The sequence below is a fragment of the Saccharopolyspora erythraea genome, from assembly GCF_018141105.1.
GTDB lineage: Bacteria > Actinomycetota > Actinomycetes > Mycobacteriales > Pseudonocardiaceae > Saccharopolyspora_D > Saccharopolyspora_D erythraea_A.
Map to the genome: position 1 here is coordinate 5157641 of NZ_CP054839.1, position 12065 is coordinate 5169705.

General features: G+C 70.7%; 10 protein-coding genes. 3 read left to right on the forward strand and 7 right to left on the reverse strand.

Features of this window, described 5'->3' with window-relative positions:
* Positions 1 to 57: 57 nt before the first annotated feature.
* A complete protein-coding gene (locus HUO13_RS23205) occupies positions 58 to 1395 on the reverse strand; it encodes an MFS transporter (RefSeq protein WP_211897201.1) in 1338 nt (445 codons plus the stop codon).
* An 80-nt stretch (positions 1396 to 1475) separates the two neighbouring features.
* Positions 1476 to 3062 (reverse strand): benzoylformate decarboxylase, encoded by a 1587-nt coding sequence (mdlC, locus tag HUO13_RS23210; RefSeq protein ID WP_211897202.1) that lies wholly within the window; start codon positions 3060 to 3062, stop codon positions 1476 to 1478.
* Positions 3063 to 3224: 162 nt separating this feature from the next.
* On the opposite strand from mdlC, the gene HUO13_RS23215 reads away from it, so the two are divergent.
* Positions 3225 to 4136, forward strand: a complete 912-nt coding sequence (locus HUO13_RS23215) for a LysR family transcriptional regulator (RefSeq protein WP_211897203.1) — start codon at positions 3225 to 3227, stop codon at positions 4134 to 4136.
* Positions 4137 to 4181: 45 nt separating this feature from the next.
* Here the strand turns inward: HUO13_RS23215 and HUO13_RS23220 are convergent, their stop codons facing one another.
* From HUO13_RS23220 to HUO13_RS23230, 3 genes are all read right to left on the reverse strand, one after another.
* The gene (locus HUO13_RS23220) at positions 4182 to 4763 is read right to left on the reverse strand and encodes a pyridoxamine 5'-phosphate oxidase family protein (protein WP_211897204.1); all 582 of its coding nucleotides are present in this window, start codon (positions 4761 to 4763) and stop codon (positions 4182 to 4184) included.
* A gap of 197 nt (positions 4764 to 4960) precedes the next feature.
* Complete coding sequence (locus HUO13_RS23225) at positions 4961 to 6250, reverse strand: glycoside hydrolase family 27 protein (RefSeq protein ID WP_249123974.1); 1290 nt, start codon at positions 6248 to 6250, stop codon at positions 4961 to 4963.
* 503 nt (positions 6251 to 6753) lie between these two features.
* Positions 6754 to 7389 carry a hypothetical protein gene (locus HUO13_RS23230; protein WP_211897205.1) on the reverse strand — a complete coding sequence of 212 codons (636 nt, stop codon included), beginning with the start codon at positions 7387 to 7389 and terminating at the stop codon, positions 6754 to 6756.
* Between the two features lie 195 nt (positions 7390 to 7584).
* Between HUO13_RS23230 and HUO13_RS23235 the strand changes: the two genes are divergently transcribed.
* Complete coding sequence (locus HUO13_RS23235) at positions 7585 to 8451, forward strand: PaaX family transcriptional regulator (protein WP_211897206.1); 867 nt, start codon at positions 7585 to 7587, stop codon at positions 8449 to 8451.
* On the opposite strand, the gene HUO13_RS23240 is transcribed toward HUO13_RS23235, so the two are convergent.
* Entirely contained in the window at positions 8435 to 8842 is a 408-nt protein-coding gene (locus HUO13_RS23240) for a RidA family protein (protein ID WP_211897207.1), read from the reverse strand. The genes HUO13_RS23235 and HUO13_RS23240 overlap by 17 nt on opposite strands.
* On the reverse strand, positions 8839 to 9594 hold the full coding sequence (locus HUO13_RS23245) for an SDR family NAD(P)-dependent oxidoreductase (protein ID WP_211897208.1): 756 nt from the start codon (positions 9592 to 9594) through the stop codon (positions 8839 to 8841). The genes HUO13_RS23240 and HUO13_RS23245 overlap by 4 nt, the downstream gene beginning before the upstream one ends.
* 85 nt (positions 9595 to 9679) lie before the next feature.
* Here HUO13_RS23245 and HUO13_RS23250 point away from each other — a divergent pair, with 85 nt between their 5' ends.
* Positions 9680 to 12052 (forward strand): bifunctional salicylyl-CoA 5-hydroxylase/oxidoreductase, encoded by a 2373-nt coding sequence (locus tag HUO13_RS23250; RefSeq protein WP_211897209.1) that lies wholly within the window; start codon positions 9680 to 9682, stop codon positions 12050 to 12052.
* Positions 12053 to 12065: the final 13 nt, after the last annotated feature.

The window sequence follows — 12065 nt, forward strand, 5'->3', positions numbered from 1 at the left end:
CGGCACGATCAGGTTCTGCGGGTACTTCGCTTCCGCGGCGGGGTTCACCCGGCGCGGTCAGGACGCGTTCACCCCGGCGACCGGCTCGGACCGCGGCGCGGTCCGGAACTTCTTGCCCGCCACGAGGGCGACCGCGACCGCCCCGATGACTCCGGGCACCGCCACCGCGATGAAGTTCTGCTGGAACGGCAGCTCCATCGCCAGCAGCGCGCCGCCGAGGGTCGGCCCGCCGATGGCGCCGATGCGTCCGACCCCGGCCGCCCAGCCGACGCCGGTCGAGCGGACGTGCGCCGGGTAGTACTCGACGGCGAAGGCGTGGATGATCGCCAGCACGCCGATGGTCGCGGCACCGGCCACGAACAGCAAGAGGTTGAGCACCACGGCGTTCGGGTCGAACGACAGCCCGACCAGCGACACCGAGGCGAGGACGAAGTACACCACCAGCGTGCCGCGGTAGGTCCAGCGGTCGGCGAGCCACCCGCCGACCACGGCGCCGATCATGCCGCCGAGGTTGAGCACCACCAGGTTCCACAGCGCCGAGCCCAGCGGGTAGCCGGCGGTCTGCATCAGCTTGGGCAGCCAGGTGTTGAGCCCGTAGCTGAGCAGCATGCACATCGCGAAGAAGACCCAGATCAGCACGTTGTTGAGCGCGTTGCCGCCGGTGAACAGCTGGGAGAGCCGGACCTTGCCCGCCGCAGGGCGCTGGTCGGCCACGACGTCGCCGAGGTCACCGGTGGGCTCGACCTTGCGCAGCACCGCCAGCAGCCGCTCGCGGTCGCCGTTGACGGCCAGGTACTCCGGCGACTCGGGCAGGTGGCGCAGCAGGACGGGCACGAGCAGCAGCGGCGCGCCCGCGATGTAGAAGACACCGCGCCAGGTCCACAGCGGCTCGATGTAGATGGCGAAGACCGCCGCCGCGATCCCGCCGACGGAGTAGAAGCACGACACCAGCGTCACGAACAGCGCCTTCGACCGCTGCGGCGCCAGTTCCCCGGTCAGGGCGATGAAGTTGGGCACCAACGCACCCAGCGCCACGCCCACGACCAGCCTGAGCACGCCGAGCTGCACCGGTCCGGTGGCGAAGGCGCACGCGAGCGAGGCTGCGCTGGCCACGGTGACACAGCTGATCATCAGCGGCCTGCGCCCGTGGGTGTCGGCCAGCGGCGCGATGAACATGCCGCCGACGAGCATCCCGACCAGGGCGGCCGAGCCGAGGGTCCCGGCGGTGACCGGGTCCATGTTCCACTCGTCCATCAGGTGGCTGATGACGGTGCCGTAGGAGACCATGTCGTAGCCGTCGACGATCATGAGCAGCGAGCACATGACCAGGACGCCGATGTGGAAGCCGTTCAACCGGGCCTTGCCGACCACGGATGTGACGGTCTGCTGGGACACTGGGATTTCCTTCTGCTGTCGCGGCTTCTTGTTGACGGGTAGCGGACCCGGCCGGGTCCGGGGTCTGTTGCCGGTGCCGGTCAGGGTTCGGTGAGCTCGGTCTCGACCTCGATGAGGGTCGGCCGGCCCGCACCGAGTGCGTCCTTGAACGCGGTCGCGAAGTCCGCGGCGGTGCGCACCGAGGTGGCCTCCACCCCGTAGCCGCCCGCGATCCGCACGAAGTCGATGCCGGGCACGTCCATGCCGGGCGTCCCGCCCGCGTCGAGGACCTTGGCGAACCAGCGCAGTGCCCCGTAGGTGCCGTTCTTGAGGATCACGACGATCACCGGGATCCGGTAGTGCGCGGCGGTCCACAGCGCGGTGATGCCGTAGTTCGCCGAGCCGTCACCGATCAGCCCGACGACCTGGCGCTCCGGGTGCGCGAGCTGGGCGCCGACCGCGGCGGGCAGGCCGAAGCCGAGCCCGCCGGCGGCGGGGAAGAAGTAGCTGCCCTGGCGGGTGAGGTCCATCTGCGACCAGAAGGCGCCGGTGGTGGCGGTGGACTCCTTGACGTAGACGGCGTCCTCGGGCGCGATGTCGCGCAGGGTCGCGAACAGCTCCGCCGGGTGGACCGCGTCGCTCGAGCCGCCCACGCTCGGGAAGTCCGGCAACGGCGGCAGCGCGGGCCGGCCGGCGTCGGCGGCCTCGTCGGCCAGCCTGGACAGCGCGTCGGCGATGTCGCAGACCAGCGCCTCCCCCATCGGGGCCCGCGCGGCCTCGCCTGGGTCGCTGGTCAGGTGGATCAGGCGGGCGCCATCGGGCAGGTACTCGCCGGGGACGTACTGGTGGTAGCGGAACACCGGGGCGCCCGCGACGAGGACGAGGTCGTGTCCGTCGAGCGCGTCGGTCACGCCCTGGACCGCCGCCGGCAGCACTCCCCGGAACGAGCGGTGGCGGGTCGGGAACGGGCACCGCGACGGCGAGGGCGCCACCCACACCGGGGCCTTGAGCTTGTCGGCGAGCCGGACCGCGTGGTCGTTGGCGTGCTGGGCGTCGACGTCGGGCCCCAGCACCAGCACCGGGTTGCGCGCCGAGTCGACCGCCTGCACCAGGTCGGCGAGTTGCTCGGAGCTCAGCGACCCGGCGGACGTGGTGCTGCGGCGCAGCAGGTGGCCTGCCTCCGGCGGGGCCTCGTGGTCCCAGTCGTCGTAGGGCACCGACACGTAGACCGGGCCCTTGGCAGGCAGGTTGGCGATGTGGATGGCCTGGCTGATGGTGCGCGGCACGTCCCGCGCGCACGACGGCTCGGCGCTCCACTTGACCAGCGGCCTGGGCAGCGACGCGGCCTCGACGTTGGCGAGCATGACCTCCTGGCCGATCGTCGAGCGCACCTGCTGGCCCGCGGTGACGACCAGCGGGCTGTGCGAGTACACCGAGTTGGTCAGCGCCCCCAGGGCGTTGCCGGTACCGGCGGCGGCGTGCAGGTTGACCAGGGCCGATCCCCCGCCGGCCAGGGCGTGGCCGTCGGCCATGGCCAGCACGGCGCCCTCGTGCAGGCCCAGCACGTAGCGGAAGTCCTCGGGCATCCCGGCCAGAAACGGCAGCTCGTTGGAGCCCGGGTTGCCGAAGATCGTGGTCAACCCGTGCGACCGCAGCAGGTCGTAGGTCGCTGTCCGCACGTCGGCCATCTGGCTCGCCTTCCCCCGAACGGGCCCGTGACCCTGTGGGCCGCCATGACGACCGGAAGGCTCACGAGCGCTCTCGTATCGGGGAGCCACCCTATGCAGACAGGCAACATAACTCTAATGAATGATGTTGATGCGGGTATAGGCACTGTCTATCCTCCAGGGATGACCGACGTGGACCTGAACCTCATGCGGACGTTCGTGCTGCTCTACGAGACGCGGAGCGTCACGCGGACCGCCGAGGCGATGTTCGTCACCCAGCCGTCGGTCAGCCACGCGCTGCGGCGCCTGCGCAGGCAGGTCAACGACGAGCTGTTCGTCCGATCGCCGGACGGGCTGACGCCGACCGAGGTGGCCGACCGGATGTACCCCAGCCTGTCCCAGGCGTTGGAGGTGGTGACCGAGACCTTCTCCGGCGCGACCGACTTCGATCCGGCGAGCTCCGCGCGCACGTTCCGGATCTGCGCCACCGACCTCGGCGAGATCAGCCTGCTGCCGTCGGTGCTGGCCCAGCTGGAACGGCAGGCTCCGCGGTGCAGTGTCGAGGTCACGCCGCTGGACTTCGCCGACGCCGCGCGCAACCTGCGGCAGGGGCGCAGCGACGCGGTGATCTGCACCCCGCGCATCGACGCGCCCGACCTGCAACGCGACGCGCTGTTCCGGGAGAACTACGTCGGGCTCCGCGCCCGCGAGCACCCCAGGATCGGCGAGCACCCGACGCTCGGCGAGTACCTGGCCGAACGCCACATCGTCGTGCACGCCGCGGCCGGGCACATCGACGCCGACCAGGAGCTGAACCGGCTGGGCCACCGCCGCGACGTCGCGGTCCGGGTGCCGCACTTCGCCGTGCTGCCCGAGCTGCTGGCCCAGACCGGGTTCCTGTCGGTGGTGCCCAGCCGGGTCGCGGGGCTGTTCACCCGCTCGTCGGCGGTCCGCACCTTCGCGCTGCCGCTGGATCTCCCGGTCGTCGAGGTCTCGCTTTACACCTACCAGCGCGCACTGCCCGCGCCGGGCATCGAATGGCTGCGGGAGCTCATCGTGCGGACGTTGCGCGACCAGCCCCCGTCGAACGACTGAGGGCTTCGGGAGTTCCAGGACGGGCGAAGGCGCCCGGGACCGGTTTCAGGCCGACCGCGCGGGCAGCGGCAGCGGAAGCGCGGGCAGGCCGTCGATGCTGGTGCCGTTGTACTCCTTCGCCTCGCAGTAGGCGGCGAACTCCTCGTCGGTCTTGCGTCCGAAGTGGTCGGAGTGCAGCGTGCGCTCCTCGCGGTAGTCCATGAACGGGACGGCGAAACCGCAGCTGTCGCTGATCCGCTCGGCCCGGACCACGACGATCGCGCGCAGGCCGGGAGCGTCCGCATCGCCGAACCGCGCGACCAGCTCCGCCCACCTGGGATCGTCGCGGAACACCGGTTCGCCGTGCCCGTGCACCCGCAGCACCTTCGGCGGGCCCTCGAAAGCGCACCACATCAGCGTGATCCGGCCGTTCTCCCGCAGGTGCGCGAGCGTTTCGGCATGGCTGCCGCCGAAGTCCAGGTAGGCGAGCTCGTGTTCGCCCAGCAGCGCGAGCGAACCCGCGCGGCCCTTGGGCGAGATGTTGACGTGGCCGTCCCCGGAGAGCGGTGCCGACGCGACGAAGAAGACCTGCTGCGCCTCGATGAACGCGCGCAGGCGGTCGTCGATCCGGGCGTACACCTTCCCCATGACACCATCCTCCGCGTCCACGTTTCGCGACAATTCCCTCGAACGCACGACGATGATAGGACTTCGCACCCGCCCTTCCAACCGACATTTCGCCGAAAGATCCAGGGAAATTCCGCGCGAAACACACAATTCTCCGCGCTGGGGAGGAGAATCGCCTCCCGGCAGCCGGAGCAACCGGGAGGCGGTCGGCGGAAACGTCAGCCCCGCGCCGACACCCGCAGCAGGACGACGCCGTGCGCGGGGACCTCGGCCCGGATCTCACCGTCGGTCGTGGAGTCCTCGTGCGCCCAGAGATCGCGCACCTGGTACCCGGGCGCCTCGGGCAACCCGGCCTCGCGCGCGGTCGTCCGGATGCCCGCGTGCCGCTCGCCCCGGTTGAACAGCGCGACGGCCCTGGACCCGTCGGCCATGCTCTTGACCCACACCTCGCGGTCGCCGTGGTCGCGGACCGGGACGCCCTGCGCACCCGCCGGGTCCTGGTCGACCGCGACGACCTCCCGGTTGGTCAGGATGTCGCGGATCCCGTCCGGCATCCGCGTGACGTTGTTGCCCGCGATGAGCGGCGAGGCCATCATCGCCCACATGCTCAGGTGCGCACGCGCCTCGGTGTCGGTGAGCCCCTTGAAACCCTCGACGTCGTACACGCCGACCTCGAGCATGTCGGGGTCGTTCCAGTGACCGGGACGCGCCTGCGCGGCGAGCCCTCGGTTGACCTCGACGATGTTGACCACGCCCATCGGGTACTCGTTCTCGTTGCCGGAGTCCCACACCGGCTTGATGTCCTCGGTGGTGCGCCACATGTTCGCGACGGGCGACCAGTCGTGGGTCGCACCGTTCTTGTCCGGGTGGTAGCTGTTGGAGTTGATGCTGTAGACGATCGGCCTGCCGGTCGCGGCAAGCGCGTCGCGCATCTTGGTGAAGGCCGCGATCTGGTCCTCGAGGGTGCCCTCCGGCGAGCACCAGTCGTATTTGAGGTAGTCCACTCCCCACTCGGCGAAGGTCCGCGCGTCCTGCTCCTCGTGTCCGAGGCTGCCGGTCGCGCCCGGGTAGGTGCCGCCGCGCTGCGCGCACGTCTTCTCGGTCGGGACCTGGTAGATACCGAACTTCAGGCCGCGCGAGTGCACGTAGTCGGCCAGCGCCCTGATGCCGCCCGGGAACCGCTCCGGGTTGGCCCGCAGGTTGCCCTGCGGATCGCGCTGCGGGTCGAACCAGCAGTCGTCGACCACGACGTACTGGTATCCGGCGTCTCGCATGCCGGAGCCGACCAGCGCGTCGGCGGTGTCGCGGATCAGCCGCTCGTCGATGTCACATCCGAAGGAGTTCCACGAGTTCCAGCCCATGGGAGGAGTGCCGGCCACCCCGTCCTGGGCGGTGGGCACAGCCGGCGGACCGGCCGCCGCCGTCACGGGCGCCATCGCGGCCCCGACCGCGACGGTGACACCTACCGCGGCTGTCGCGAGCCGAGCCCGCCGCTTCGCAGACTTCATCGTCTCTCCTCGATGTTTCGTCCCGTCCAGCGAGATCCCGGTGACATGGGGGCGATCCCGTGGCCACCGGCAGGGCTATGATTACGACACACAATCACACGAGAGTCAACATCGAGTTCTCAAACTCGGTCTCCCCGAGAACTGCCCGGCAGATCGACCTGCAAGCTCAACCTCCGGGGCCCACCCACGTCGGCCAGCGCCTCACGGTACGCCTGCCACCAGCAGAAACGACTCAAATATGGCGCCAGGTAAACCGTTTTTCCCATACTGGGCGACTGCGACACGAAGCCGCAATCCAGACGAGCCCTACATGATCACGCGGCGCCAACACGGACAACCAAGCCAAACATCGCGATGTTTGATTCTGTTGATTCTGATATGTCCACTGAGGATGGATCATCGAACCGGACCCGCGGAACACAGCAATGCGGGCACCGGTCGCGCGTTTCGTGCGCACGACCGGTGCCCGCACCGGGATCGAGGAGGAGCCTGGACGCCGCCCGTCACTGCGGGGGCTGCTGCCCCTGCGGGGGCTGCTGCCCCTGCGGCTGCTGGGGAGCCTGGCTGAACATCTTGCACTCCTGCGCCTGCTGCGCGGCGGCGTTCAGCTGCGGGTTCTGGTTGAACTGCGCGATGGCGCCGTTCATGTTGAGCTGCTTGCCCTTGTCGAGCTCGTGCTGGACCTCGGTCATCCCGGCCTGGAACCGCTGCTTGTCGGACGGGTCGGCCTGCTGCGCCTTGTCCTGCGCGGTCCGCAGGATGTCGCGGACCTGGACGAAGCCCTGCTCGAAGCTGTCGTTGAGCTGGTCGGAGCCCTGGATCGGCCCCGGCCCCATCTCCTGCAACCCGCGCAGCGTGTCGTCGGCGGCACGCGCGGAGTGGTCGATCTGGTTGACCACCGACTGCTTGAAGGCGCTGGTGTTGCTCTTGTCGGGCCCGGGCTGGTTCTGCTGCGCGGCGGTGAACCCGCCGACCACCCCGCACAGCTTGCCCACCCACGCCACGCCCTCCGGGCTCGGCGCCGCGGCCTGCGGCTTCGGCTCGGGCTGCTGCGCCCCGGGACCGGTGCCCTGCGCACAGCCGGCGAGGACCAGCGGCACGGCGGTGAGCACCGCCGCGGACGTCGTACGGAACTTCATGCGCACTCCTGGGTACGGCTCGGAGTTTTCACCATGTCCGGCCCTCGACTCTCCCTCACCCGGCCGCCGGTGCGCGACCCCGGGGGCCTTCGCCCGGAGAAATCCCTGGGCACGGCACCGGAGCCGGTGAACCACCGCTCGATCGTGGTGCTCCCCAGTGGACGCCGGGGCCGCCGTCCCACGTATCGTGTCGTCGTGACGACCGACGCGGTGGCCGAAGACGAGGCGTTCGTCAGCGAGCTGACCGGACGCGGCGCCCAGCCGAGGCAGCTCATCGTGACCGTCTACGGCCTCTACGCCCGCGAGTCGGGCGGCTGGCTCTCGGTCGCCGCCCTGGTGCGGCTGCTCGGCGACCTCGGCGTGGACGAGCCCGCCGTGCGGTCGTCGATCTCCCGGCTCAAGCGCCGCGGCATCCTCGTGGCCAGCAGGCAGGGCGGTGCGGCCGGCTACGTGTTGTCCGAGCAGGCGCTGGAGATCCTGCGCGAGGGCGACGAGCGGATCTTCAGCCAGGAGCGCGCCACGGCGGCCGACGGCTGGCTGCTGGCGGTGTTCTCGGTGCCCGAGTCGCAGCGGCAGAAGAGGCACGTGCTGCGCACCCAGCTCACCAGGCTGGGCTTCGGCACGGTGGCGCCCGGCGTGTGGATCGCGCCCGCGCACCTGCACGCGGCGACGACCAGCGCGCTGCGCCGTTTCGAGCTCGACTCCTACGCCGAGCTGTTCCACTCCGAGCACGTCGCGTTCGGCGACCTGCGGGAAAAGGTCGCGCAGTGGTGGGACCTGGAGCAGCTCCAGGAGCTCTACGGGAGTTTCGTCGGCGTGCACGAGCCGGTGTTGCGCAGGTGGCAGCGCCGCCGCAGCCGGCGGGAGCGGGAGGCATTCCTCGACTACGTGCGGGTGCTGACCGACTGGCGGCGCCTGCCCTACCTCGACCCCGGCCTGCCCGCCGACCTGCTGCCCGCGGAGTGGAACGGGGCGGTGGCGGCCGAGCTGTTCTTCTCGCTGCGGGCGTCGTTGCAGGAGCAGGCCCACGCCTACGTCGACGAGGTCACCGGGCGGCGCTGACCGCCGCCGTGCCCTTGATCTCCACCAGCGCCTCGGCGTCCCAGAGCCGGTCCACGCCGATGCCGGCCATCGCCGGGTAGTGCGCACCGGCCAGACGCCGCCAGACCTTTCCGATCTCCCGTGCGCTCGCGCGGTAGGAGTCCACGTCGACGATGTAGATGGTGAGCTCGGTGAGGTCTCCGGGCTCGCCCCCGGCCGCCCGCAGCGCGGTGAGCAGATTGGTCAGCGCGCGCTCGAACTGCGCGACGAGCCCGCCCTCGACGATGCGCCCTTCGGCGTCCATGCCCGTCTGCCCGGCGAGGAACACCAAGCGGCAGTCCGCCGCCGCCGTGGCGTGCGAGAAACCCGACGGCCTGGCCAGTTCCGGTGGGTTGATGCGTTCGATGGTCACGACTGGACCGCTCCTCCGTCGACGTTGATCGCCTGCCCGGTGATCGCCGCGCTGAGCACGCAGAGCTCGACGGCGTCGGCGACCTCCTCCACCTCGATCAGCCTGCCGACGGGCTGGCGGCGTCGCAGGATCCGCCGCGCCTCCTCGGCGGTGCGCCCGGTCCGGGCGCTGATGTTGGCGACCGCCTGATCGGTCAGGGGTGTGTCCACGTAGCCCGGGCACACCGCGTTGACGGTGACGCCCGTGCCCGCGAGCTCGACCGCCGCGGACCGGACCAGCCCGAGGACGCCGTGCTTGCTCGCGGTGTAGGCGCTGACGTAGGGGTCGCCACGCTTGGCCGCGATGGAGGCGACCACCACGACCCGTCCCCAGCCGCGCTCGGCCATCGCGGGCGCGGCACGGCGCAGGAAGCGGAACGGAGCGGTCAGGTTGACCTCGATCGCTCGCTGCCAGTCGGCGTCGCTGGTCGCGGCCAGCGGCGCCGAGGTCGCGGTGCCCGCGTTGAGCACCAGCACGTCGACACCGCCCCATTCCTCCTCCACAGCGGCGAAGACGGACTCCATCGCCGTCGCGTCGGTCACGTCGGCGGGCAGTTGCAGGGCCGGGCCCGCGAGACCGGCTGCCGCCGCGCCGAGCTGGTCGGCGCTGCGGGCCGTGATCGCGACGCGGTGGCCGCGCGCCGAGAGCCGGGTGGCGATGGCCCGGCCGATGCCCCGGCCCGCGCCGGTGACCAGGCAGTTGCGTGTCGTCACGGCGGCGATATTACGGAAAATTGACGACCGTGCGCAATACGCCATACGCTGACCGCCGACCGGCCCCGGCGGGAGGAGTGCTCAGGTGCGTATCGCGGTCGTCGGCGGAGGCCCGGGCGGGCTCTACTTCTCCGCGCTGATGAAGCAGCTCGACCCGGCTCACGAGATCACGGTGTGGGAGCGCAACGCCGCCGACGACACCTTCGGCTTCGGTGTGGTCTTCTCCGACGAGACGCTCGGCGGCATCGAGCACGCCGATCCCGTGATCTTCCAGGCCATGCAACGGGAATTCGCCCGCTGGGACGACATCGACGTGCACTACCGAGGCCGGACCCACACCTCCGGCGGGCACGGGTTCGCCGCGATGAGCCGCAAGCGGCTGCTGCGGATCCTGCAACGGCGCTGCGCCGAACTGGGCGTGCGCGCGCACTTCCGCACCGAGGCTCCCGACGTCGAGCGGCTCGCGGCCGAGCACGATGTCGTGGTCGCCTGCGACGGGGCCAACTCGGCGGTGCGTTCCAGGTTCGCCGGCGCTTTCGCCCCGAACGTGGAAACCCGGCGCTGCAAGTACATCTGGCTGGGAACCGACCTGGTCTTCGACGCCTTCCGCTTCGACATCGCGGAAACGCCCTACGGCATCATGCAGCTGCACGGCTACCCGTTCAGCCGCGAGGCGAGCACCTTCATCGTCGAACTGCACGAGGACGTGTGGAAGCGCGCGGGTTTCGCCGACTTCGACGCCACTACCCCGGTCGAACCCGGTGCCAGCGACGAGAAGTCCATCGGGCTGATCAGGGAGCTGTTCGCCGACGTGCTCGACGGCCACTCCGTCGTGGCCAACAACTCCCGGTGGCTGAACTTCCGGACGGTGCGCTGCGAATCATGGCGCCACCGCAACGTGGTGCTGCTCGGCGACGCGGCGCACACCGCGCACTTCTCCATCGGATCCGGTACGAAGCTGGCGATGGAGGACGCGCTCGCGCTCGCCGCGTGCCTGCACCAGCACCCCGGTCGCGACGCCGCTCTCGAGGCGTACGAGCTGGAGCGCCGCCCGGTCGTCACCTCGACCCAGCGCGCCGCGCAGGCGAGCCTGGAGTGGTTCGAGAACATCCGGCAGTACACCCACCAGGACCCGCCGCAGTTCGCGTTCAACCTGCTGACCCGCAGCCGTCGCGTCACCTACGACAACCTGCGGATGCGCGACCCGGAGTTCGTCGCCGGCCTGGACACCTGGTTCGCCCGCGACCACACCGAGGTGCGCCCGCCGATGTTCCAGCCGGTGAAGCTGGGCCCGCTGGAGCTGCCCAACCGCGTGGTCGTCTCGCCCATGGACATGTACCGCGCCACCGACGGCGTGCCGAACGACTTCCACCTGGTGCACCTGGGCAGCAAGGCGATGGGCGGCGCGGGCCTGGTGATGACCGAGATGGTGTGCGTGTCCGGACCCGGCCGCATCACGCCCGGGTGCACCGGCCTGTACTCCCCCGCTCAGGAAGAGGGCTGGCGCCGGGTCGTGGACTTCGTGCACCGCAACAGCCAGGCCAGGATCGGCGTGCAGCTCGGGCACGCCGGACGCAAGGGATCGACGAAGCTGATGTGGGAGGGCATCGACGAACCGCTGCCGGAAGGCGGATGGGAGGTCGTCGGCCCCTCACCGATCCCCTACTCCGAGGTCAACCAGGTTCCGCGCGAGCTGACCGCGGCGGAGCTGGCCGAGATCAGGCAGCAGTTCGTCTCCTGCGCGGATGCCGCCGCGCGCGCCGGTTTCGACGTGCTCGAACTGCACTGCGCGCACGGGTACCTGCTCTCCTCGTTCATCTCACCGCTGTCCAACCAGCGAACCGACGCCTACGGCGGCTCGCTGGCCAACCGGTTGCGCTACCCGCTGGAGGTCTTCGACGCGGTGCGCGAGGTGTGGCCGGCCGACCGGCCGATGACGGTGCGGATCTCGGCCACGGACTGGTTCGAGGGCGGCATCGACGCCGACGACGCGGTGGAGATCGCCCGCGCCTTCGCCGAACACGGCGCGGCGGGCATCGACGTCTCCACCGGTCAGGTGCTCAGGGCCGAGCGACCGGCCTTCGGCCGCAGCTACCAGACCCCCTACGCCGACCGCATCCGCAACGAGGTGGGCCGCGAGCACGGCACCGCGGTGATCGCGGTCGGGGCGATCTCCTCGCACGACGACGTCAACTCGCTGATCCTGGCCGGTCGCGCCGACCTGTGCGCGCTGGGGCGCACGCACCTGCACGACCCGCACTGGACCCTGCACGCCGCCGCCGAGCAGGACTACTCCGGACCGGGCGCGGTGTGGCCCGACCCGTTCCTCGCGGGCAGGCGCAGACCGCAGACCGGACGCACCGAAGACCCCAAGCCGCGCCTGGAGCTGATCCGCTCCGGCGGCACCACGACCGCGCACACCAGATGGGTGCCGGACCAGCGACCGACCGCCCCGTGAGTCTTCTGGGCTT